The sequence below is a fragment of the Streptomyces asiaticus genome (genome assembly GCF_018138715.1).
Taxonomy (GTDB): domain Bacteria; phylum Actinomycetota; class Actinomycetes; order Streptomycetales; family Streptomycetaceae; genus Streptomyces; species Streptomyces asiaticus.
Genome location: NZ_JAGSHX010000006.1, coordinates 3850374 through 3873046, shown reverse-complemented (window position 1 = coordinate 3873046; position 22673 = coordinate 3850374). Strand labels below are relative to the sequence as shown.

Below are 22673 nucleotides of genomic sequence, written 5' to 3'. Positions count from 1 at the left end.
CATCACCTACGTACCTACCCTCACGAACTCCCGTCAGGAGCCAGCTCCTTGTCCGAGCACGAGCCGACCCACAGCACGGCAGCCGATGTCGCGCGGCGTATGGACACCACCAAGCCGCACTCCGCCCGCTTCTGGAACTACTTCGTGGGCGGCAAGGACAACTACGAGGCCGACCGCGAGGTCGGCGACAAGATCAAGGAGATCTTCCCGGGCCTGGTCGACGTGGCCGTGACCAGCCGTCACTTCCTCTCCCGCGCCATCACCTGCCTCGCCGCCGAGCATGGCGTACGCCAGTTCCTCGACATCGGCACCGGGTTGCCCACCGCTGACAACACCCACGAGGTCGCGCAGCGCGTCGCGCCGGACGCGCGCATCGTGTACGTCGACAACGACCCGCTGGTCCTGGTGCACGCCCGCACCCTGCTGAGCAGCACCCCCGAGGGCGCCACCGACTACCTCGACGCGGATCTCTACGACCCCGACGCCGTACTCCGGGCGGCGGCCGGAACGCTGGACCTCACCCAACCGGTCGCCCTGGTGCTGCTCAACGTCCTCGGCCACGTCGCCGACCACGCCGAGGCCCGTTCCCTGGTGAACCGCCTGATGGCCGGTCTGCCGTCCGGCAGCTACCTGGTGATCGGCGACTCCACCGCCACCAGCGAGGGCATGATCGCGGCCTCCGAGACGTACAACGCGAGCGGTGCGGTCCCGTACTACGTCCGCCCGGTCGACGAGCTCGCCGCGTTCTTCGACGGGCTCGACGTGCTGGAGCCCGGCATCGTCCGGATCACGCGGTGGCGGCCGGGGCCCGACGGGGCGAGCGGCGCGGCCCCCGATGTCGACGCGTACGGGGGCGTGGGCCGCAAGCCCTGACGAAGCCGATCGAACTCGACCGACCCCGACCGCTTCGGCGTGCCGTATCGCGGCTCACTCCACGCCGGACCTCAGCAAGTCGCGGAGGAGGAGATGCGGATCCCGGTCAGCGTCCCGGTGAAGTTGGTGCTGTATTCCGGGGGGAGGCACACGGTCGTGCCGGTGTTGAAACGGATGTAGGCGACGTCGTCGTGACGGGTGTTGGTGACGGTGATGGGCGAGCTGGCCGTGCCGGTCGGCTTGGACGGCAGGGACTGGAAACCCGAGGTGACGTCCTGGAACTGGCCGATCCTGACGCCGTCCTTGAACAGGCACACATAGGGATACGCGCAGCTCGCCGCAGCACTCGCGGGGGCGGCGGCGGGCACGGCGACGGCCGTTCCCGCCGAGGCGGCGAGGATACCGGCGGCCGCTGCCACGGCCCACGCGACTCGTCTGAGAGGCTTACGTGATGCCTTCATCTCTCCTCCTTGATCGGTGTCCGGTCGGTGATGACGTGGCTCAACTACAGGTCGCGGACGAGGAGATGCGAATGCCCGTCAGGACGTAGTCCTTGATGTAGAAGGTGCTGTCCGGAGCGACGCAGACCTTCGATCCGTTGCCGTAACGGATGTAGGCGACGTCGTCGTGCCGGGTGTTGATGATGTTGACGTTGCTCGGTCTGGACGGCAGGTCCTGGTAGCCCGAGGTGACGTCCTGGAACCGTCCGATGATGACCCCGTCGGACAACCGCTGGATGCACACGTACGGATAGGCGCAGCTCGCGGTGGTGGTGGCGGGCGCGGCGGAGACCGGCCCGGTGCCCAGCGCGACGGTGGTTCCGAGTACGGCGGTGGCGCAGACAGTGCGCGCGAGTGTTCGCGCAGATCTCATGATCCCCCCTTTGGCGCGTCGCCTCACGCAGCGACGCTCGGCAACAACCGCCGTGAGATTAGGGACGGAACCCGGACGTCAGGAGCATGAATCAGGTCAACATGCGCCCTGCGGTGGGGCCACCAGGGGCGCGATGGTTGGCCGCCCATGCCCGCGTGGTCGTCGCGCTCGGTCGGCAGGACCTGGAGGTCTACGTTCCGCAACTGGCTCACCTCCAACAGGCGTTCGAGTTGCCGCCGCAACACCATCTTGCCCCCGATGAGGCGGCGCAACGTCGACTCGCACTGCATGAAGTTGAAGAGTGGCCGCGCCGCCGAGGTGTCGATGATCTCCTGGCGGGCCAAACGCGCGGCCACTCGCTGCTCCACCTCTTCGTCCGTGAACGTCGGGCGTCGTTCACGGAACACCGCCGTCGCGTACTCATCGGTTTGCGGCAGGCCATCCACTACCGAGTTGTTGTAGGCGCCCAACTCGACGGCGTCGGCCTCCAACTTCGCGATATCCCGAACCTTCTTCGGGTAACGCGCCTCCGCGACATCCTTCTTCATCGCGGCGATCTTGCCGCCCGCCTCCAGCACCCGATCCGCGTTGTCCAGGAACTCCGGGCTGGGGATGCGCCGCGCCCGTTCGACGGCCGAAACTTGCTCCTCCCCGTAACCGATCGCGGCCCCCGACTCCGCCTGCTTCAGCCCGGCCGCTTCCCGCCACAACCTGATCTGACGGCCGACCGTCCTCAGGACCGCGCCGCTTTCCTCATCCTCCATACGGGTCCACCTCCCACCCGACGCCGTCGGACAGGCCCGGACGATGGCCGGACCGTCACTGCACGTATCGGCGTCGCTACTTTTCAGCCTATTCGCGCGTGGCCACGCTGAGTGACGTGAAGCAACAAATCACTCGAACCGACACTTCCGTTTCGCACTTCACCGTCCTGCTCTCGGCCACCCAAGGGCGCCCGCCTGGCACGACTCCTCGGGACGGAGCGCATCCGCTCATGGGGGCTGCCGCATGAGGCGGCGGCGCTGATCATCGCGGAGCTGGCGGCGAACGCCGCGCTGCACGGCCGCGTGCCGGGGCGGAACTTCCGGCTGACACTCACCGTCACCGGGCCCACGCTCCGTATCGAGGTGCGGGACCCACGCGTCGAACGCCTGCCGACCGTGCGCCCGACCCCCGAGCCCGAGGCGCCGCGCGAGTGCGGGCACGGGCTGCTGCTGGTCGAGGAGTTGGCGGATCGCTGGGGCGTCGTACCCGAGCTGATCGGCAAAACGGTGTGGGCCGAGGTCGGGACCTAGGTCGTCCCGCCTGTCACACGGGCGTGTTTGACTCCCCGGATGGACCCTGAGACCACGTTTTCCGCCCTGCGCACCTTCTGCGCCGAGCGACTCGGCACCCCCTTGGCCGCCCGTCTCGTACGTCTCGCCCGGCCCGGTTTCGAGCTCACCGAAGCCGGGCCGGGCGAGGGGGCCGGGCACAGTCGATTCGGTGGCCGGGCGATGCTCGAGCCGGGCACGCCGTGGCCCGACTGTGAAGGCGTACCGCTGAGCCTGCTCGCCGTCCTCGACACCGACGCCCTGGCCCCCTGGCTCGGTGACCTGCTCCCCGCCGGGACGGGCCTGCTGAACTTCTTCTCGCTCGACTCCGAATCGGAGCGGTGCGATCCCGCCGCCCTTGAACTGTCACTCAAGTTGGACCTCATGGACCCGCGGCTGGGGGCGGTCGTCCCGGCCCGTTCCGCCCACGCCGTCGAGACGGACGCACCGGCCCGGTCGAGCGTCTTCGAGCCGGTCGCTTGGGCGGCGTCACCCGGGTTCGCCTTCCCCGACACATTCGACCCGGCCTGGGACACGGTCGACTTGGGATCCGTGGTCGACGACATGCCCGTTTACGACATCACCGATCTGCTCCCCGGCTGGTCGGACCAGCCGTACGCGCTCCACGCCGACAACATGGCCTTCGGCTGGCCGCTGTTCCCCACGGGATCCTCGCCGACGCTGCCGGACGGCGAGGATTCGAGCCAATACCAGCACTTGCTTCAGTTGTCCGGGCAGGACGAGTGGTGGATCGGCGGCGACGGCGGCTGGATGCACTGGTCGATCCCCAGCGATGCACTGTGTGGTGGCGACTTCAGCCGGGCGATCCCGGCACCGGACATCTGGTGATGTCTTGAAGCCGCATCGATGCCCGCATCGCCTGCGCTTTGTATGCGGCATCGACCACCTTTGTATGTAGCCCATCCCTTGGACGTTCCGGTGTCCGCCACTCAGATCGACATCGACGACGACGCCCTCGCGAAGGCCATGCGGCTGTCCGGCGCCAAGACCAAGAAGGAGATGGTCAACATGGCCCTCCGCGAGTACGCCGAACGCCGGGCGCGCACCGAGGCGCGTCTGCGCCACCTGGAGCAGGCGCAGCAGTGGGACGAGGAAGGGTTCTGGCGGCGTCACGCGGCCGAGAAGGCGGCTCCGAGCGTACGGAGAAGGGTGCGGCCTGACCGTGATCCGCTACCTCGCCGACTCCACGGCCGTCTGGCGTCTCCAGCGTGACCGAGACCGGCCAGTACCGGCTGGCCCAACGGGGGCAGCATCAGAGGCTGTCCGCCGTCGACTGGCTGATCTGCGCGACGGCCGCACACCACGGGCTCGTCGTGTTGCACGACGACGCGGACTTCCGGGCGGCCGCGCGCCTTCTCCCGGCCCTCGCGGAACGCAACGTCCTCGCGACTCCCCGCTGAGATCGGAACCGCCCTCGGGCAGGCTCAGGGCGCGAGCGGCCAGTTGCGCAGCGCCACGTCGGCCACCTGCTGGAGCTCCTCCTGCGTGGCACCGCTGGCCGCTTGGACGGCCATGCCGTTCGCCACGGTCATGAGGTAGCGGGCGAGCACTCCGGGATCGGTGTCCGGTGGCAGATCGCCCTCGTCGACGGCCCGCCGGAACCGGTCGCGGAGGCGGGCCGTGCCCTCGTTGCGCCAGGCGATGAGGGCGTCGCGGGCGCTGCGTCCGGGGTCGCCGGCGGCGAGGGAGCCCTGGACGCCGAGGCATCCGGCGGGACAGCCGGGGCGGGTGTTGGCCCGGACGGAGCCGTGGAGGAACGCGGTGGCCACCTGCCGGGCGGTCGTCTCCCGCATGGCCCGGTCCGCGTAGGCGGCGGGGCCCTCGGAGTAGCGCTCCAGAGCCTTGCGGAACAGCTCCTCCTTGTTGCCGAAGGCCGCGTACATGCTGGTGCGGGTGATGCCCATGGCGCTGGTCAGGTCGGTGAGGCTGGCGCCTTCGTAGCCCTGCTCCCAGAAGACCCGCATGGCGCGCTCGAGGGCCTCGTCGGCGTCGAAACCCCTCGGTCGGCCGATCGGTGCCTGCTGCCGCGTCTTCATGCCGTCGAGCATACCTCTTCAGTACCGGTCGGTTCAGAAGTGCGCTACGCTCGCCTTCGGTACCGATCGGTACCGAACTTTGAGGAGGTCATTGTCATGGGACAGCTTGAGGGCAAGACCGCCGTCATCACCGGCGGCGGCACCGGGATCGGCCTGGCCACCGCCGTACGGCTGGCGGCCGAGGGTGCGCACGTGTTCATCACCGGCCGGCGCAAGGCCGAGCTGGACGCGGCCGTCGAGGCCATCGGCCCGGCGGGGGCCACCGCGGTGGCGGGTGACGTCACCGACCCGGCCGACCTGGACCGGCTCTACGACGCGGTCCGCGCCCGGGGCCGGGGTCTGGACGTGGTCTTCGCGAACGCGGCGACGGCCGGCTTCGCGACGCTGGAGGAGGTCACCGAGGAACACCTCGACCGGACCTTCGCCGTCAATGTGCACGGCACGGTGTTCACCGTGCAGAAGGCGCTGCCGCTGCTCAACGACGGCGCCTCGGTGATCCTGAACGCCTCCACCGCCGCCGACAACGGCACGGAGGCGTTCGGCGCGTACGCGGCGTCCAAGGCCGCGATCCGGTCCTTCGCGCGGACCTGGGCCAACGAGCTCAAGGGCCGCGGCATCCGGGTCAACGCGATCTCGCCGGGCCCGGTCGAGACTCCGGCGATCACGGCCCTCGCCGGCGAGGACAAGGCGGCCGACTTCAAGGCACACCTCGCCACGACCACCGCGATCGGCCGGATGGGACGCCCGGAGGAGGTCGCCGGGCTCGTGGCGTTCCTCGCCTCCGAGCAGAGCAGCTTCGTCCTCGGCGCCAACTTCTACGTCGACGGGGGTGAGAACCAGATCTGACTCGGGCGGGCTCGGGGCGCCAGGATCCAACTCGTGGGCCTCGGCGGCGACTTCCGCGGCCGGGGCCCAGGCCGCCACCGGCGCTCACCCCCGCAGCCCCGGCGCCCGGCGACGTAGCCCGCGCCCCTGCCCCCTGCCCCCTGCCCCGCTGCTCAAAGGCGCCGAAGGCGCGAAGCGAAACCCGCACTCAACGGACGGCCGGCACTCCAGGTGCGGACCCCGCCGTCCTTACGGCGCCAGGATGTCCAGCTCTCGCAGCGCGCCCACGGTGATCTCCCGCGTGTAGCGCTCCGCCGCCTCCGCGTCGCCCGCGCGGACCGCCTCGGCCACGCGGACGTGGAGGGTGACCGCCTCCGGGTCGGGGTCGCTGAACATGACGCGGTGCTGGGTGCGGCCGGTGAGGACCTCCGCGACGACGTCGCCGAGGCGGGCGAACATCTCGTTGCCCGACGCGCGCAGGATCACGCGGTGGAACGCCACGTCGTGGATCAGATACGCGGGGAGCTGCTGGCCGCGCGAGGTGGCCACCATATTGAGCGCGTGCTCGGTGAGTTCGGCGCACTGCTCAGGCGTGGCGTGCTCGGCGGCCAGCCCGGCGGCGGCGGGCTCGATGGCCGAGCGCAGGGCGGTGAGGGAGCGGAGCTGGCGGGGGCGGTCGGGGCCGGCCAGGCGCCAGCGGATGACCTGGGGGTCGAAGACGTCCCACTCCTCGGTGGGGCGCACGGTCACCCCGACCCGGCGGCGGGACTCCACCAGGTGCATGGACTCCAGGACCCGCACCGCCTCCCGGACGACCGTGCGGGAGACGTCGTAGCGCCGCTCCAGTTCATCCGTGCGGAGCACCGTGCCGGGCGGGTAGTCGCCCGCCGTGATCGCGGGGCCGAGAGATTCCAGGACGCGGTCGTGCAGCCCCCGGCTCCTGGGCCTCTGACCACGGCCCTCGGGCCCCTGTTCGTCCATGCGCTCAGCCTACGCGGCCACCCGTCCCTCAAATAAGTATGACTTTTAAGTCACGGACTCTTGAATACGTCGTATCTGTGGGGTTGAGTGTCCGGCGGCGCCGAGGTCGAGGAAGACAGCGAGGTTTCACACAATGCACGCCCCCCAGGTTGTCGTGGTCATGGGAGTGTCCGGTACGGGCAAGACCACGGTCGGCCCCCTGCTGGCGGAGGAGCTCGGCGTCCCGTACGCCGAGGCCGACGACTTCCACCCGCCGGCCAACATCGCCAAGATGTCGGCCGGGACCCCGCTGGACGACGACGACCGACGCCCCTGGCTGGACGCCATCGGTGCCTGGGCCCACTCCCACGCCGAGGGCGGGGGAGTGGTGAGCTGCTCCGCGCTCAAGCGGATGTACCGCGACCGGCTGCGGTCCGCCGCCCCCGACATCGTCTTCCTCCATCTGACCGGCGACCGCGAGCTGATCGCCGAGCGGATGAAGGAGCGCAAGGGCCACTTCTTCTCCGGGGACCTGCTCGACTCGCAGCTCGCCACGCTCGAACCGCTCCAGCCGGACGAGTACGGCGTCGCCGTGGACGTCTCCCCCGAACCCGAGGCCATCACCGAGCGGGCCGCCGCCGAACTGCGGCGGCTCGAACATCAGTAACGCACGTAAGGAAACCCGCCGTGACCAGACTCAGCGCCGAGATGCTGGCAGCGGACACCGTCGACCCGATCACGTCGGCCGGTCACGCACAGCTCGGCATAGCCGTCCTCGTCGGCATAGCCGTTCTCGTCCTGCTCATCACCCAGACCAAGCTGCACGCGTTTCTGTCGCTGACGATCGGCTCACTGGCGCTCGGCGCCGTCGCGGGAGCCCCGCTCGACAAGGTCATCACCAGCTTCTCGGCCGGTCTCGGATCGACCGTCGCGGGCGTCGGCGTGCTGATCGCCCTCGGCGCGATCCTCGGCAAGCTGCTCGCCGACTCCGGCGGCGCGGACCAGATCGTCGACACGATCCTCGCCAGGGCCGGCAACCGGACGATGCCCTGGGCCATGGTGCTGATCGCGGGGATCATCGGGCTGCCGCTCTTCTTCGAGGTCGGCATGGTGCTGATGATCCCGGTGGTGCTGCTGGTCGCCAAGCGCGGCAACTTCTCCCTGATGCGGATCGGCATTCCGGCGCTCGCGGGCCTGTCCGTGATGCACGGCCTGGTGCCGCCGCACCCCGGCCCGCTCGCGGCGATCGACGCGGTCCACGCCGACCTGGGGATCACCCTGGCGCTCGGCGTCCTCATCGCCATCCCCACCGCGATCATCGCGGGCCCGGTCTTCTCGCGCGTCGCCGCCCGCTGGGTCGACGTCACCCCGCCGGACCGGCTGATGCCCACGCGTCCGTCGGAGGAGCTGGAGCGGCGTCCCGGGTTCGGCGTCACCGTGTTCACCGTGCTGCTGCCGGTCGTGCTGATGCTGATCAAGGCACTGGTCGACATCGTGGTGGACGACCCGGAGAACGGCGTCCAGCGCGTCGCCGACGTCATCGGCAACCCCCTGATCGCGCTGCTGGCGGCCGTGCTCGTGGGCATGTTCACGCTGGGCCGGCCGGCGGGCTTCACCCGGGACCGGCTCTCCTCCACCGTCGAGCACTCGCTCGCCCCGATCGCGGGCATGCTGCTGATCGTCGCCGCGGGCGGCGGCTTCAAGCAGACGCTGATCGACATCGGCGTCGGCAAGATGATCATGGACCTCTCGGAGGACTGGAGCGTCTCCGCGCTGCTCCTCGCCTGGCTGATCGCGGTCGCCATCCGGCTGGCCACCGGCTCGGCGACGGTGGCCACGATCTCGGCCGCCGGGCTGATGACCCCGCTCGCCGCCGATATGTCCAGCACGCATGTGGCGCTGCTGGTGCTGTCCATCGGCGCCGGGTCGCTCTTCTTCAGCCATGTCAACGACGCGGGATTCTGGCTGGTCAAGGAGTACTTCGGGATGAGCGTCGGGCAGACGGTGCGGACCTGGTCGGTGATGGAGACGATCATCTCCGTCGTCGGGCTCGTCTTCGTCCTGCTGCTGTCACTGGTGATCTAGCGCTGAGCAGAGGTAACCGAGCAGAGGTAGGGGTACGTACGCCATGACGACACATCCGCTCTTCGACATCGCGGGCCGCACCGCGCTGGTCACCGGCTCCAGCCGGGGCATCGGCCACGCCTTCGCGCGGGGTCTGGTGGAGGCCGGCTGCACGGTGGTGCTCAACGGGCGCGATCCGCGGGCCCTGGAGAAGGCCGCCGCCGAACTCGACGGCATCGGCGCGGGGGGCGCGGAGGTGCACACCGCCGCGTTCGACGTCACCGACGGCCCGGCCGTCGCCGAGGGGATCGCCGATGTCGAGGAGCGGGTGGGCCCGCTCGACATCCTGGTCAACAACGCCGGGATGCAGAACCGGGCGCCGCTGCTGGAGTTCACCGACGACGCCTGGCGGCAGATCCTGGACACCAACCTCACCAGCGCCTTCCTGGTGGGCCGCGAGGCCGCCCGGCGGATGACCGCCCGCGGCCACGGCAAGATCGTCAACATCTGCTCCCTGCAGAGCGAGGTGGTCCGCCCCGGCATCGCGCCCTACGCGGCGACCAAGGGCGCGCTGAAGATGCTCACCAAGGGCATGTGCGCGGACTGGGGCCGGTACGGAATCCAGGTCAACGGGCTCGGCCCCGGCTACATCGAGACCGAGCTGACCCGGCCGCTGGTCGAGGACGAGGAGTTCAGCGCCTGGGTGCGCGGGCGGACCCCGGCCGGACGCTGGGGCCGCACCGAGGATCTGATCGGGGCGCTGCTGTATCTCGCGTCCCCGGCGGCGGACTTCGTGAGCGGGCAGGTGCTGTACGTAGACGGCGGCATGACGAGCGTGTTGTGAACGCCGGGATATCAGGTGAGCTTGAGGAGGCTGGGCGAATGGTGCTGGGCTGTGTGATCCACGGGCCGGGTGATCTGCGGGTCGAGGAACTCCCGGAGCCGGAACCGGCGCCCGGGCAGGCGCTCGTGGCGATCCGCTACGGCGGGATCTGCGGATCGGATCTCCACTACCACCGGCACGGTGGGGTGGGCGACTTCCGGCTCCAGGAGCCGATGGTGCTGGGGCACGAGGTCGTGGGCACGGTGGTGGCGTACGGCGAGGGCGCGACCGGGCCCGCGGTCGGCACCCCGGTCGCCGTGCATCCGGCCACGCCGTGCGAGGTGTGCCCCGAGTGCGCCGACGGCCGCGCCAACGTCTGCCGCGACACCCGCTACCTGGGCAGCGCCGCGCGCTTCCCCCATGTCCAGGGCGGCTTCGCCTCCCGCATCACCGTCCCGGCGGCCCAGCTGCGCGCCCTGCCCGACGGACTGGACCCGCGCCGGGCGGCGCTCGCCGAACCGCTGTCCGTCGCGCTGCACGCGGTGCGGCGGGCGGGCGCGGTGAAGGGCCGTCATGTGCTGGTCACCGGCGCCGGTCCGATCGGCTGCCTGACCATCGCGGCGGCCCGCGCGGCGGGCGCGGCGACCATCACGGCGACCGATCTGCTCCCACGCGCCCTGGAGTTCGCGGCGGCGGCCGGAGCGACCGCGTGCGTGCGGGCCGACGACCCGGACGACCCCAACTGGCCCTCGGTCGAGGTCGACGTCGCCATCGAGGCGTCGGGCGTCGCCGCCGGACTCGACACCTGCCTGCGGAGGGTGCGGCGCGGCGGGGTAGTGGTGCAGCTCGGCATGCTGCCGCCCGGGCAGAGCCCATTCGCCGGGAACGTGCTGGTCAGCCGCGAGATCGAACTGCGGGGCGCACTGCGCTTCCACGCCGAGTTCGACGAGGCGTTGCGGCTGCTGGCGGCTGAGCCGTCGTTCGACGCGCTGATCAGCGGGGTGCGGCCGGTGGGGGAGGCGGCGGAGGCGTTTGCCTTGGCGGCCGATCGTGGGCAGTCCTGCAAGGTGCTGTTGGACTTCGCGTAGGCCCTGACGCCTGCGGCGGGCCACGCGGCGGAGCCGCATATCGATGCTCCCCCTCCCCGCCCCTTGCTCGTCTCGCCCCCCCCGGGGTCCAGGGGCGGAGCCCTTGGTTACGGGAAGGGGCGACATCGAGGCGACCCTGGCCCCGGCTGCCCCGCGCCAGTAGTCGGTAGTCAGCACCGCGACGGTGCTCGCTGCGGGCGGCCCACGCCAAGCACCGTTGCGGCGTCGGGGCGCGTCACAAGCGCGCTAGGGGGATCCCTAATGGTGACGTCCGGACTCATGGCAGGTCTGGACCAGTCGTGGCACCCTACCGGCGACAAAGCGTAGGACAACGTTGTCCTACGCTCTCGGGCACCTCCAACGGACTTGGAGCCGACCGCATGAGACGTGTCGCCACCTTATTCAGCGCCCTCACCCTCGCCACTCTCAGCTGGACCGCCGGAACCGCCGCCCACGCCGCCACCCCCGCCCCGTCCCACCCCGCTCCCTCCGCTCAGGGAGCCTCCGTCGCCACCGAGGAGCAGCGCGCCGCCGTCCGCTTCTGGACGGCGGAACGGCTGCGCACCGCCAGGGACGTCACCACCCTGCCCGCCGCCCGCACCGCGAAGCTCGCGGACCCCGCGCCGACCGCGGGGGAGCGGGTGACCGTGCCCCCGCTCCCGGGCCCCAACGCCCCCGTCTCCGCGCCCTCGCCGCGGGCCACGTCCCCCACCGCCTGGACCGGCGGCGGCCTGATCAGCACCACGGCGGGCAAGGTCTTCTTCCAGAACGCCTCCGGAGGCACCTTCGCCTGCTCCGCCACCGTCGCCAACAGCGACAACAAGTCCGTCGTGCTCACCGCCGGCCACTGCACCGTGGACGCGGCCACCGGCACCGGCTACCGCAACTGGGTCTTCATCCCGGGCTACAACAACGGGAACCGCCCCTACGGCACCTTCGCCGCCCGCCGCCTCTTCTGGGACGCGCAGTACGTCTCCACCCGGTCCAACGCCAACTGGGACTACGCCTTCGCCGTGATGAACACGTTGAACGGCCGCACCCTGGCCGACACCGTGGGCGCGCAGGGCATCGCCTTCAACTCGCAGACCGGCCGCCATGTCCACTCGTTCGGCTACGGAGGCTCCGCCGCCGAGGGCAACGGCGAGCGGCTGAACCACTGCGAGGGCAATGAGTTCGCCGACGCGGGCCGCCCCGGCTCCACGATGTGGGGCATCGACTGCGTCCAGACCGGAGGGTCGAGCGGCGGCGGCTTCCTCGCCGACTTCTCCGGCGGCGCGGGCTATCTGATCGGCAACATCAGCGTCAGCGCGGGCACGAACGAATACCACCCGACGCTGGGCAACGAGGCCCTCGGCCTCTACCAGCAGGCGGGCGCCGCATAGCCCGCCACCCACTGCGCACGGCCCGCCCTCTCCGTCCCCGACCAGGAGGAGGGGGCGGGGCTCGACGTCATGCGCCTCGGCGCACAATGAGCGCATGACGAGGAGCGATGTATCACCACGGGACACGCGGGACGCGGCCACCGCCCACGCGTGGGCCGCCCTCGGCGGCGACCCCGCGCTGCTGGAGCGGGTGACGTACCGCGCGGTGAGCGGCGGACTGCCCGCCCGGCTGCCCGTGGCCGAGCTGGCCCGCGCCACCGTGGGCGTCTGCTCGCTGGCCGCCGCCGAACTGGGCGCGCGGCGCTCCGGCGGGGCGGTTCCGGCGGTACGGGTCGACGAGGGTGCCGTCGCCACCGCGTTCGTCAGCGAACGGCACCTGCGGATCGACGGCCGGAGGCCCACCAACTTCGCCCCGCTGTCCGGCTTCTGGCGTGCGGCCGACGGGTGGGTCCGTACGCACGCCAACTACCCGCACCACCGGGCCCGGCTGCTCACCGCCCTGGGCCTGCCCGGTGACAGCGGGCCGGACGAACTCGCGGTGGCGCTCGCGGCCCGCCCCGCCCGCGCGATCCAGGAGACCGTTTACGCGGCGGGCGGTTTGGCGGTGGCCGTGGCGGAGCCGGGTGAGAGCGAGATCCCGCTGGGCGCGCTGCCGTTGATCGAGTCCCGGCGGGTCGGGGATGCCGCCCCGCGCGGCCTCCGGGAGGCGCCCCTGCCTGCGAACGGCGATCTGTCGGCGAGCGGCGATCTGTCGGCGAGCGGCGTGCGCGTGCTCGATCTGACCCGGGTCATCGCCGGACCGGTGGCCACCCGCACCCTGGCCCTGCTCGGCGCCGACGTGCTGCGCATCGACTCACCCCGGCTGCCCGAGGATCCGGACGCCCACGCCGACACCGGTTTCGGCAAGCGCTCCGCCGCACTCGACCTCGCCGCGCCCGAGGACCGCCGGACCTTCGAGGCGCTGCTCGCCGACGCCGATGTGGTGGTCACCGGCTACCGCCCCGGTGCGCTCGACCACTTCGGGCTCGCCCCGGACGCCCTGCTGGAGCGCCACCCCGGGCTGGTCGTGGCCCAGTTGTGCGCATGGGGCTGGTCCGGGCCCTGGGCCGGGCGGCGTGGTTTCGACAGCCTGGTCCAGGCGGCCACCGGTATCGCCGCGATCGAGGCGAAGGGCGATGGCGACGGCCCTCCGGGGGCGCTACCCGCCCAGGCGCTCGACCATGGCACCGGGTATCTGCTGGCGGCGGCGGTGCTGCGGGGGCTGACTGAGCGCCATGGCATCGGCGGGGGGCGCCATCTGCGGCTCTCCCTCGCGGGTACGGCGTCCTGGCTGATCCACGGCATCGCTCCCGCCGCCGAGGTGGACGGCCCCGTCCATGACCCGGCGCTCTGGCTGGCCGAGACCGCCTCCGACCTGGGCGCGCTGCGCCACGCTCGCGCGCCGATCGCCGCCCCGGCCGGCCCCCTCGACTGGGCCCGCCCACCCGGCCGCCTGGGCGCCGACGACCCGCGCTGGCTCTGAGCTCGGGCGGGGCCGTAGGGGGTGTCGGGCTGTTTTTCCCCTACCCGCCCCTTCCCGCAACTGGGGCTCCGCCCCCGGCCCCGCTCCTCAATCGCCGGAGGGGCTGGGTTGGTGTTCCTGGGGCTCTGCCCTCAAGCTTGCTCCTCAAACGCCGGAGAGGCTGGATTGGCTTCCCGTCCGTTCCCGTTCCAGGGGCTTCGCCCCGGGCCCCGGGTCTGGGCCCCGGGTCTGGGCCCCTGGGGTCTGGGGCGGAGCCCCAGTTGAGGGAAGGGGCGGGGAGGGGAGCAGCTCGCCGCAGGCGTCACGCCCCAGGCGCACCCCCAACGCCCGCCCGCCAGCGCAAATTCGGTTGCCGCCAAGCCCTCCCCTGACGCGTAGTGGTGTCCGACACGACTCACGAGGCCCAGGAGGGTGCCGATGAGCGCGAGCACGATGCACGCCGGCGAACGGCCCATCGACGCGGCTCTCGTACGGCGGCTGCTCGCCGCGCAGTTCCCCCGGTGGGCGGGGCTGCCCATCGAACGGTTCGCCTCGTCCGGCACCGTCAACGCCCTGTTCCGGCTCGGCGACGACCTCGCCGTACGGCTGCCGAGGATCGCGGGCGGCGCCGGGGACGTGGAGCGGGAGCACCACTGGCTGCCCCGGCTCGCCCCCGCGCTGCCGGTCCCCATCCCCGCGGTGCTCGGCAGGGGCGCGCCGGGCGACGGCTTCCCCTGGCCGTGGACCGTGCACCGCTGGCTCGACGGGGAGAACCCCCGGGAGGGGCGGGTCGCCCGGCCCGGAGCACTCGCCGCCGACCTCGCGGAGTTCATCGTCGCGCTGCGCCGGATCGAGCCCGCGGACGGGCCGCCCGCGTACCGGGGCGGACCGCTGCGGGAGGTGGACGAGGAGACCCGTACCGCGATCGGCCTGTTGCGCGGATCAGCGGGCGCGATCGACACCGACGCGGCCACCGCGGCGTGGGAGGAGGCGCTGGCGGCGCCCGGCTGGGACGGGCCGCCGGTGTGGGTGCACTCGGATCTGATGCCGGGCAATCTGCTGGTCGCGGACGGTCGGCTGAGCGCGGTGATCGACTTCGGGACCGCCGGGGTGGGCGACCCCGCCTGCGATCTGATCCCGGCCTGGAACCTGCTCCCGGCGTCGGTACGGAAGGACTTCCGCGCCGCGCTCGGCGTGGACGACGCCACCTGGGCGCGGGGCCGGGGCTGGGCCCTGAGCATGGCGCTCATCCAGCTCCCGTACTACCGCGAGACGAACCCGGCGATGGCGGCCAACGCACGCCATGTCATCGACCAGGTGCTGTGCCAAAGAAACGCCTAGGGCTCCCCTCGCCGCGGGACAGCGGGGGAGCCCTGGAGCGCTGAGAGCGCGAACCCCTACAGCCGGGCCGTACTCAGCGAGCGCTTGATCATCGGCGTGAACCGCTGCTCGATAAACCGGTACAGCAGCCAGGCGAGGCCCAGCATCACCAGCACCGTCAGCGCGAACGTCCCGTAGGAGGGGATGCCCAGCTTCTGGTGGAGCACCCAGACGACCACCCAGCCCAGATGCTCATGGACCAGGTAGAACGGGTAGGTCAGGGCGCCCGCCACGGTCAGCCAGCGCCAGTTGGCCCAGTTCAGCTTGCCCAGCGCGATCAGCGTGACCGCCACATAGCCGAAGGCGACCACGGCGATGATGCCGGTGGCCGACCGGTAGGAGAAGGCGTCGATGTTGGCCGGATGCCACAGCTCACGGATCGCGTAGTGCTGGCCGATCAGGAAGCTGATTCCGATGATGCCCCAGGCCAGGGCGTCATGGCCGAAGCGGTGGAGCAGATAGATGCCCATGCCGCCGATGAAGTACGAGGAGTACTCCGGCATCAGGACCACGTTCAGCAGCGGCAGGCCCGACGCCTCGGCGAACGCAGAGCCCAGCGTCCAGACGGCGCAGAAGAGCACCACGCGGTGCCGGGTCGCGCCCGGGAGCACCACGAACAGCGCGAAGAGGGCGTAGAAGCGCAGCTCCGCCCAGAGCGTCCAGCACACGCCCAGCACCCGGTCCACGCCGAGCGGCTGCTGGAGCATGGTGAGGTTGACCAGCGCGTCGCTGGGCGACACCGCCTTGTAGGCGACCCAGGGCAGCGCGAAGACGCCGGTCACCAGGATGATCGCGACCCAGTAGGCGGGGTAGAGGCGGGAGACGCGGGAGGCGAAGAACGAGCGCAGCGGCCGTCCCCATCCGCTCATGCAGATGACGAAGCCGCTGATGACGAAGAAGATCTGGACGCCCAGACAGCCGTAGGCGAAGTAGCTGGAGAGGGTGGGGAACTGGGCGCGGGGCGAGGAGCCCCACGCCCGGGTTATCTCACCGTCGCGGCCGCCGTAGTGGTACGCGGCCACCATGAGCGCGGCGAGCAGGCGCAGCCCGTCCAGCGCCCGCAGCCGCACCTGAGGACGGCCTCCGCCGCGCGCTGCCGCCTTGGCGGTGCGTTCGGCGGATCGCTCCAGGGCCATGTCGGGGGCGCGCGGCGGCGTCGGCGTGGGAGCCGTCGCCGCCGCGTTGGATATCGGTCCTGCGTCCGGGTCCGATATCGGTCCTGCGTCCGAGCCGGATATCGGTCCTGCGTCCGGGTCCGATATCGGCCCGGCGTCCGAGCCGGATATCGGTCCGGCGTCCGCGTGGGATATCGGCCCGGCGTCGGGGGTCGGCGGCGCGCTCATCCGGTGACCGTCCGCTTGAGGGCGGCCCGCTTCAGGGCCCGGGCCCGGCGCGCCACCCTGCGCACCGTCTCATTGCGCGGGATGAACGCCAGCTGCGAGGGCACCGCCCCGGGCAGGGCGAGCGCGGTCAGCCGGCGCTTCTTGAAGTAGCGCCAGGTGTTGTTGTCCAGGTGGGCGGCCAGATAGCGCTCGGCCGCGGGCCGCAGATCCGGGTAGATCTTGGCCTGCATGCAGAAGCCGACCGCGGTGACCAGCCCGGTCAGCCGCTTGCCCGCCCGCTCGTCCACCGGCTGGGCGGCGGCCACCGCCTTGTGGTTCTCGAGGTCGGGCAGCAGCGCGTCCACGATCGTCACCGGCACGCGGTTGCTGTTCTGGTACGGGGTGAGCCGCTCCAGCAGCGTGTCGGTGCCGATCCGGGCCACCGGCAGCCCGTAGAAGACGTCGGCGGTGAGCAGCGCGGTGGAGAAGCAGCCGATGACCAGGGCCGGGCTCATCCGCTGGTACAGCACCTCGGCGAGGACCGGGGTGTCCATGACGGTCAGCTCCGCGCCCAGCTCGGCGGCCTTCTTCTCCAGCATCCGCGACCAGCGGGCCGGGGCGGTGGGGTGCGGCTTGAAGACGACGGTGCGATGGCCCAGCGCCACGGCGCCGCGCAGCATCCGCAGATGCAGCTCTTCCTCCTCCTGCGGGGAGAGGATGTCCAGCGCGGACAGGTACTGGCCGAGCAGCAGCGCCGGGCCGTTGCCGACCGCGATCCGCTCGCTGGCGGAGGCGACGCTGCGCGGGGCGGCCTCGGCCACCTCGCTGAGCACCTTGGTGAACACCTCGGTCGGCAGGATCTCCGGCTCGACGCCGAACTCGGTCAGCAGCAGCGGCCGCAGCCCGGGCACCAGGTCGAGGTGGAGCAGTCGGCGGATCCGGGTGCCGATCAGCGGGTCCAGCTTGTTGCGGGTCGGGCCGTAGCTCATCAGCCCGTCCGCGTAGACGTCGATGGGCGCGCCCTGGAACACATTGGCGACCGCCATCGCCGGGTTGACCTGGATGGACTCCAGGATCAGCTCGATCTTGTCGTCGCCGAGGTTCCACAGCAGCCGCAGATGGCGCTCCCACAGCGGGGCGTCGTCGACGCGCGGGGCCCAGCCGCCGGGGTGGAACGGCGAGATCGTCTCGTTCCAGGACAGCACCCGGTCGAAGCGGCCGCGCAGTCGCTCGAAGCCGGGCATCTCGTCCACCGGCGGGGTGGTCTCCGGTGTCGCGGCGTTGTTGCTGATCAGCAGCAGCCGGCGGTCGGCCGGGCCGACGCTGCCCGCGTCGATCGCGGCCGCGAGGGTCGCCGCCCCGTAGAGGGTCGAGGCGAGGAAGATCTGGGTGCGCTTGCGCTCCGCCAGGGGCTTGTAGGCGGACATCAGGCCGCCACCTCCGCCCCCGCGGACCGGCGCTTGACTCGCCGCAGTCGTGCGGCGCGCTCGTAGTCCATGGAATCCAGTGCGTCCTTCAATACGTCCTGGGGCATGCGTTTCATCGCCGCCGCCGACATGGAACGGAGTTTGCGTGCCACTTGTGGTTCGAATCTCTCGATGTTGCCGAGGTGGTGGGAAATGATCGCGCAATAGGTGCGGACGGCCTTCGGCAGCAGGGCGTCGGCGTCGCGGTCCCGCGCGGTTTCCTCGATCACCTGGTCGAATGCGCGAATGAAGTCCAGCTGCCGCACATCGCCGATCTGGGTGAGCGAGGAGGAGACCCCGCGCCGGTAGAACACCCCGGCCAGGCCGAGGACGGCGAAGCTGCGGGCCTCGCGGTGCAGCCGCCAGATCCAGGGCCGGTCCTCTGCGGTGCGCAGCCCGTGGGTGAAGTGCAGCAGCCCCTCGTCGACCAGGCGGCGGTGGTACATGCCCGCCCAGGCGTAGGGGTAGTCGACGGAGGTGGAGCGGTCGGCCGGGAGGATCACGTCCCGAGGGTTCATCACCTCATTGCGGCGGCCGTGCGGCACCCGGGTGATGGAGCGCGCCCGGGCGGTGCACTGGACATGGTCGGTGCGGACGAAGTCGCACCCCAAGTCCTCGATCGCCGCGAGCAGCTGGGCGTAGTAGCCGGGGGCCAGCCAGTCGTCGCCGTCGAGGAAGGCGATGTACTCCCCCGTGGCGTTGTCCAGGCCGGTGTTCCGCGCGGTGGCCAGCCCACCGTTCTTCTCATGCCGTACGTAGACGGCCCCCGGAAGGTCGCGTTCTGCCCGCTCCAGGATCTCCGGCGTCCCGTCGGTGGCACAGTCGTCGACGAGAATGAATTCGAAGTCCTCGCGCGCGTTCGCGCGCAGACTTCTGAGCGTGTCGGGGGCATAGGTCTGCACGTTGTAGAACGGCACGATGACGGAGAGCTTAACCACGCGGGTGACGCTAGGTCGCCGGTCGGCATTCGTCTTGACCTAGGGTGTACGTAAAGGTGAACGAAAGACGTCGGAACGGTTAACCCGCCGCTCCAGCCAGCCGATTCTCCAATCGTCGACGTTCTGTTAACCCTTTGTTGCTCTTGCGTTGGGCCGTGAATCGACAACGCTTCCTAGCGTCTCCAACGTGTCCTCACGTACCAAATCCCCTGTGCGAGTCGCCGTGCTCGCCGACTCCGACACCCGGTGGAAATGGGGCGCGCTCACCGCGCATCGCCTCGTACCGGATGGGTCGGATTCAGCCTCGGAGCGCCGCCTCGACGGCTTCCTGCTGCGCGGCCGCGCCACGCCGACCGCCCGGCAGCTCACCGAGGTCGGGGTGCGCGCCGACGCGATGCGCGAGGTCACGGGCGTGGAATTCGTCCGGGCGATGGACCGTGAGCGCTATGACGTGATCGTCCTCTCCCTGGTCGGCGGCGCCGTCCAGGCCATGCTGCACGGACTGCGCCACGCCTGGGAGGGCGCCGAACGCCGCCCCGTGGTCGTCACCGGCTATGTCGGGGTCGTCTACGAGAAGCTGGCCGACGGGCTGCTGCTGCGCCACGGCGCCGATGTGGTGCTGGCCAACTCGCGCCATGACGCCGAGCGCTTCCGTGACGTCTACAAGGGCGTCGGCGCCGACGCGGAGAGCGTCGTGGAGTGCGCGCTGCCCTTCCTCGGCGGCGACCGCTACGACGAGAAGGCGCGGCTGGGCCGGGAGTACCCCGGCGGCACGGTCGTCTTCGCCGTCCAGCCGTCCGTCCCGGACAACCGCGCCGACCGCACCTATCTGCTGCGCCGCGCGGTGGAGCACGCGCGCCGCCACCCGGACCGCGAGGTCGTGGTCAAGCTGCGCTCCAAGCCGGGCGAGCACACCACCCACATCGAGGAGCTTCCCTACCAGAAGCTGATCGCGAAGTTCGGCGACGATCTGCCCGCGAACTTCCGGCTCGCCTACGGCAACATGGGCGAGGTCCTGGACACCGCGGACCTGCTGGTCACGGTCAGCTCCACGGCCGCCCTGGAGTCGCTGCACCGCTCCATACCGACCGCCGTGCTCACCGACCTCGGGGTGCGGGAGACGCTCGGCAACCACCACTTCCTCGGCTCCGGCTGTCTGGCCTCCTGGGACCAGCTGGACGCCGGGCACCTGCCCGAGCCGGACGCCGAGTGGCTCAGCCGCCAGGGCGTGGCCGCCGACGGGCCGTACGAGACCTGGTTCGACGCCGCGCGGGAGCGGGTGGCCGAGCTGGCCGCCGCACCGGCCCTGCCGCCGCTGGACCCCTTCTACACCCCCGTCACCGCACCCGGCTATCTGCCCGGCCGACTCGCCCGGTACGGCTTCGAGCCGGACGGCTCACCACGCCCCGGGGCCTCCGCCGAGAACGAGGCGCAGGTCTCCGCGTTGCGGCGGGTGGTGCGCAACACGATGCGGGAAGCGGCCCGCGGCGCCTATCGCCATGGCGTCCAGCGCGTGGCTCCCGTCATCCGGCGGATGGGGGAGCTGTGAGCGACGCGCATCACAGCGACGCGAACCAAGAGGAGGCCGGGACGGCCTCGATCACCTCTGCAACCCCTGAAGGAGCCGCCATGACCGCATCGAGCCCGTGTGTGCTCGCCGTGATCCCCGCCCGTGGCGGATCGAAGGGCGTCCCCGCGAAGAACCTCGCCGCCGTCGGCGGTGTGCCGCTGGTCGCCCGCGCGGTCATGGAGTGCCGGGCGAGCCGCCTGGTGACGGACGTGGTCGTCTCCACCGACGACACCGGCATCGCGGCCGCGGCGCGCGGGGCCGGCGCGGTGGTCATCCAGCGGCCCACCGACATCGCGGGGGACACCGCCACCAGCGAGGCCGCGGTGATCCACGCGATGGACGCCTACGAGGCGTCGCACGACACCACCGTGGACGTGGTGCTCCTGGTGCAGTGCACCAGCCCCTTCATCATCAGCGAGGACATCGACGGGGTGGCCGCGGCGGTCGCCGAGAAGGGCGCCGACACCGCCCTGACCGTCGCCCCCTTCCACGGCTTCGTCTGGCGCGAGGGCGAGAACCCCGAGGCGGACGGCGGCGACGGGGTCAACCACGACAAGTCGTACCGCCCGCGCCGCCAGGACCGCCCCCAGGACTTCCTGGAGACCGGCGCCGCCTACGCGATGGACGCGCGCGGCTTCCGCGAGGCCGGGCACCGCTTCTTCGGCCGTACCGACCTGGTGCGCACCGACCCCGCCCGGGTGCTGGAGATCGACGATCCGCACGATCTGGCCCGCGCCCGCGCGCTCGCCCCGCTGTTCGACGCCGAGCGGCCGGGCGCCCTCCCCACCCGCGACGACATCGACGCGGTGGTACTCGACTTCGACGGCACCCAGACCGACGACAGGGTGCTCGTCGACTCCGATGGACGCGAACTCGTGGCCGTGCACCGCGGCGACGGGCTCGGGATCGCCGCCCTGCGCCGCGCTGAGCTGGCGCTGCTGATCCTGTCCACGGAAAAGAACCCGGTCGTCGCCGCACGGGCCCGCAAACTCCAGGTCCCCGTGCTCCATGGCATCGACCGAAAAGATCTCGCACTGAAGCAGTGGTGCGAGGAGCAGGGCATCGCGCCGGAGCGCGTGCTCTACGTCGGCAACGACGTCAACGACCTCCCGTGCTTCGGCCTCGTCGGCTGGCCCGTGGCGGTCGCAGGTGCGCACGACGTCGTGCGCGGCGCTGCACGTGCGGTCACCTCCACCCCCGGAGGGGACGGCGCGATCCGCGAGATCGCCTCGTGGATTCTCGGAAAGGAACTGTCTTAAGTGAGCTCCAACTCTCGCCTCCGCACCCTCGGCGCGAAGACCGCCGGACCCGGCCACCCGGTCTATGTCACCGGTGAGATCGGCATCAACCACAACGGCGACCTGGAGAACGCGTTCAAGCTGATCGACGTCGCCGCCGAGGCCGGCTGTGACGCGGTCAAGTTCCAGAAGCGAACCCCGGAGATCTGCACCCCCCGCGACCAGTGGGACATCGAGCGTGACACCCCCTGGGGCCGGATGACCTACATCGACTACCGCCACCGCGTGGAGTTCGGCGAGGACGAGTACCGCGCCATCTCCGAGCACTGCGCCAAGCGCGGCATCGACTGGTTCGCCTCCCCGTGGGACACCGAGGCCGTCGCCTTCCTGGAGAAGTTCGACGTCCCGGCGCACAAGGTGGCCTCCGCCTCGCTGACCGACGACGAGCTGCTGCGCGCCCTGCGGGCGACCGGCCGCACGATCATCCTGTCGACGGGCATGTCCACCCCCAAGCAGATCCGTCACGCGGTGGAGGTGCTCGGCAGCGACAACATCCTGCTGTGCCACGCCACCTCCACGTACCCGGCCAAGGCCGAGGAGCTCAACCTGCGCGTGATCAACACGCTCCAGGCCGAGTACCCCAACGTGCCGATCGGCTACTCCGGCCACGAGACCGGTCTCCAGACCACCCTGGCCGCCGTGGCGCTCGGTGCCGCGTTCGTCGAGCGTCACATCACCCTCGACCGCGCCATGTGGGGCTCGGACCAGGCCGCCTCGGTCGAGCCGCAGGGCCTGACGCGCCTGGTGCGGGACATCCGCATCATCGAGGAGTCCCTCGGTGACGGCGTCAAGAAGGTCTACGAGAGCGAGCTCGGCCCGATGAAGAAGCTCCGCCGTGTCGCGGGCGTCGTCGCCGAGTCCGAGTCCGAGTCCGCCGACCGCGAGCCCGCCGCGGTCTGAGGCACTCTGCCGTGAATCCACCGGCCGGTGAGCCCGGCCC

Annotated in this window: 24 protein-coding genes; 16 read left to right on the top strand and 8 right to left on the bottom strand. The window is 71.3% G+C overall.

The features are described 5' to 3' along the window. Positions 1 to 99: 99 nt before the first annotated feature. Positions 100 to 873, top strand: a complete 774-nt coding sequence (locus KHP12_RS23735) for an SAM-dependent methyltransferase (protein ID WP_086885942.1) — start codon at positions 100 to 102, stop codon at positions 871 to 873. A 71-nt stretch (positions 874 to 944) separates the two neighbouring features. On the opposite strand, the gene KHP12_RS23730 is transcribed toward KHP12_RS23735, so the two are convergent. Genes KHP12_RS23730 through KHP12_RS23720 form a run of 3 tightly spaced genes read right to left on the bottom strand, consistent with a single transcriptional unit; the run spans position 945 to position 2510 of the window. Next, the gene (locus tag KHP12_RS23730) at positions 945 to 1334 is read right to left on the bottom strand and encodes a hypothetical protein (protein WP_086885936.1); all 390 of its coding nucleotides are present in this window, start codon (positions 1332 to 1334) and stop codon (positions 945 to 947) included. Between the two features lie 40 nt (positions 1335 to 1374). Then, the gene (locus KHP12_RS23725; RefSeq protein ID WP_244203413.1) at positions 1375 to 1746 is read right to left on the bottom strand and encodes a hypothetical protein; all 372 of its coding nucleotides are present in this window, start codon (positions 1744 to 1746) and stop codon (positions 1375 to 1377) included. A 23-nt stretch (positions 1747 to 1769) separates the two neighbouring features. Then, positions 1770 to 2510 (bottom strand): helix-turn-helix domain-containing protein, encoded by a 741-nt coding sequence (locus tag KHP12_RS23720; protein WP_086885935.1) that lies wholly within the window; start codon positions 2508 to 2510, stop codon positions 1770 to 1772. A 195-nt stretch (positions 2511 to 2705) separates the two neighbouring features. On the opposite strand from KHP12_RS23720, the gene KHP12_RS23715 reads away from it, so the two are divergent. The 4 genes from KHP12_RS23715 to KHP12_RS23700 all read left to right on the top strand — a co-directional run bounded on the left by KHP12_RS23715 (position 2706) and on the right by KHP12_RS23700 (position 4480). After that, positions 2706 to 3041, top strand: a complete 336-nt coding sequence (locus KHP12_RS23715) for an ATP-binding protein (protein WP_086885934.1) — start codon at positions 2706 to 2708, stop codon at positions 3039 to 3041. A gap of 39 nt (positions 3042 to 3080) precedes the next feature. Then, complete coding sequence (locus tag KHP12_RS23710) at positions 3081 to 3908, top strand: DUF1963 domain-containing protein (RefSeq protein ID WP_086885933.1); 828 nt, start codon at positions 3081 to 3083, stop codon at positions 3906 to 3908. A gap of 90 nt (positions 3909 to 3998) precedes the next feature. Next, positions 3999 to 4292 (top strand): type II toxin-antitoxin system VapB family antitoxin, encoded by a 294-nt coding sequence (locus tag KHP12_RS23705; RefSeq protein ID WP_086885932.1) that lies wholly within the window; start codon positions 3999 to 4001, stop codon positions 4290 to 4292. Next, positions 4289 to 4480 carry a PIN domain-containing protein gene (locus tag KHP12_RS23700; protein ID WP_244203412.1) on the top strand — a complete coding sequence of 64 codons (192 nt, stop codon included), beginning with the start codon at positions 4289 to 4291 and terminating at the stop codon, positions 4478 to 4480. The genes KHP12_RS23705 and KHP12_RS23700 overlap by 4 nt, the downstream gene beginning before the upstream one ends. Positions 4481 to 4504: 24 nt before the next feature. On the opposite strand, the gene KHP12_RS23695 is transcribed toward KHP12_RS23700, so the two are convergent. Then, the gene (locus KHP12_RS23695) at positions 4505 to 5116 is read right to left on the bottom strand and encodes a TetR/AcrR family transcriptional regulator (protein ID WP_086885940.1); all 612 of its coding nucleotides are present in this window, start codon (positions 5114 to 5116) and stop codon (positions 4505 to 4507) included. A 96-nt stretch (positions 5117 to 5212) separates the two neighbouring features. On the opposite strand from KHP12_RS23695, the gene KHP12_RS23690 reads away from it, so the two are divergent. Next, positions 5213 to 5962 carry an SDR family NAD(P)-dependent oxidoreductase gene (locus KHP12_RS23690; protein ID WP_037953468.1) on the top strand — a complete coding sequence of 250 codons (750 nt, stop codon included), beginning with the start codon at positions 5213 to 5215 and terminating at the stop codon, positions 5960 to 5962. Positions 5963 to 6190: 228 nt separating this feature from the next. On the opposite strand, the gene KHP12_RS23685 is transcribed toward KHP12_RS23690, so the two are convergent. Continuing rightward, on the bottom strand, positions 6191 to 6922 hold the full coding sequence (locus tag KHP12_RS23685; protein WP_086886136.1) for a FadR/GntR family transcriptional regulator: 732 nt from the start codon (positions 6920 to 6922) through the stop codon (positions 6191 to 6193). Positions 6923 to 7055: 133 nt separating this feature from the next. On the opposite strand from KHP12_RS23685, the gene KHP12_RS23680 reads away from it, so the two are divergent. From KHP12_RS23680 to KHP12_RS23650, 7 genes are all read left to right on the top strand, one after another. Beyond that, positions 7056 to 7568: a gluconokinase gene (locus tag KHP12_RS23680; protein ID WP_037953470.1), complete on the top strand. Its 513-nt coding sequence runs from the start codon at positions 7056 to 7058 to the stop codon at positions 7566 to 7568. Positions 7569 to 7588: 20 nt separating this feature from the next. Continuing rightward, positions 7589 to 8986 (top strand): GntT/GntP/DsdX family permease, encoded by a 1398-nt coding sequence (locus KHP12_RS23675; RefSeq protein WP_086886135.1) that lies wholly within the window; start codon positions 7589 to 7591, stop codon positions 8984 to 8986. A gap of 43 nt (positions 8987 to 9029) precedes the next feature. Beyond that, positions 9030 to 9809: a glucose 1-dehydrogenase gene (locus tag KHP12_RS23670; protein ID WP_086886134.1), complete on the top strand. Its 780-nt coding sequence runs from the start codon at positions 9030 to 9032 to the stop codon at positions 9807 to 9809. Between the two features lie 38 nt (positions 9810 to 9847). Continuing rightward, complete coding sequence (locus KHP12_RS23665) at positions 9848 to 10876, top strand: L-idonate 5-dehydrogenase (protein ID WP_210609405.1); 1029 nt, start codon at positions 9848 to 9850, stop codon at positions 10874 to 10876. A 380-nt stretch (positions 10877 to 11256) separates the two neighbouring features. Beyond that, positions 11257 to 12258 carry a trypsin-like serine peptidase gene (locus KHP12_RS23660; protein WP_210609403.1) on the top strand — a complete coding sequence of 334 codons (1002 nt, stop codon included), beginning with the start codon at positions 11257 to 11259 and terminating at the stop codon, positions 12256 to 12258. A 94-nt stretch (positions 12259 to 12352) separates the two neighbouring features. Then, on the top strand, positions 12353 to 13780 hold the full coding sequence (locus KHP12_RS23655) for a CoA transferase (RefSeq protein ID WP_210609401.1): 1428 nt from the start codon (positions 12353 to 12355) through the stop codon (positions 13778 to 13780). A 417-nt stretch (positions 13781 to 14197) separates the two neighbouring features. Then, entirely contained in the window at positions 14198 to 15100 is a 903-nt protein-coding gene (locus KHP12_RS23650; RefSeq protein WP_086883665.1) for an aminoglycoside phosphotransferase family protein, read from the top strand. 56 nt (positions 15101 to 15156) lie between these two features. Here the strand turns inward: KHP12_RS23650 and KHP12_RS23645 are convergent, their stop codons facing one another. The 3 genes from KHP12_RS23645 to KHP12_RS23635 all read right to left on the bottom strand — a co-directional run bounded on the left by KHP12_RS23645 (position 15157) and on the right by KHP12_RS23635 (position 18865). Beyond that, positions 15157 to 16275, bottom strand: coding sequence for an acyltransferase family protein (locus KHP12_RS23645; protein WP_372455313.1), 1119 nt, complete (start codon positions 16273 to 16275; stop codon positions 15157 to 15159). 203 nt (positions 16276 to 16478) lie between these two features. Further along, on the bottom strand, positions 16479 to 17888 hold the full coding sequence (locus KHP12_RS23640) for a polysialyltransferase family glycosyltransferase (protein WP_086883666.1): 1410 nt from the start codon (positions 17886 to 17888) through the stop codon (positions 16479 to 16481). Next, complete coding sequence (locus tag KHP12_RS23635; protein ID WP_037953487.1) at positions 17888 to 18865, bottom strand: glycosyltransferase family 2 protein; 978 nt, start codon at positions 18863 to 18865, stop codon at positions 17888 to 17890. Before KHP12_RS23635 ends, KHP12_RS23640 begins: the two co-directional genes overlap by 1 nt. 187 nt (positions 18866 to 19052) lie before the next feature. On the opposite strand from KHP12_RS23635, the gene KHP12_RS23630 reads away from it, so the two are divergent. From KHP12_RS23630 to KHP12_RS23620, 3 genes are all read left to right on the top strand, one after another. Continuing rightward, positions 19053 to 20414 carry a DUF6716 putative glycosyltransferase gene (locus KHP12_RS23630; RefSeq protein ID WP_086883667.1) on the top strand — a complete coding sequence of 454 codons (1362 nt, stop codon included), beginning with the start codon at positions 19053 to 19055 and terminating at the stop codon, positions 20412 to 20414. Between the two features lie 80 nt (positions 20415 to 20494). Beyond that, a complete protein-coding gene (locus KHP12_RS23625) occupies positions 20495 to 21694 on the top strand; it encodes an acylneuraminate cytidylyltransferase (RefSeq protein WP_086883668.1) in 1200 nt (399 codons plus the stop codon). Beyond that, positions 21695 to 22633, top strand: coding sequence for an N-acetylneuraminate synthase family protein (locus tag KHP12_RS23620; protein WP_086883669.1), 939 nt, complete (start codon positions 21695 to 21697; stop codon positions 22631 to 22633). Positions 22634 to 22673 lie beyond the last annotated feature (40 nt).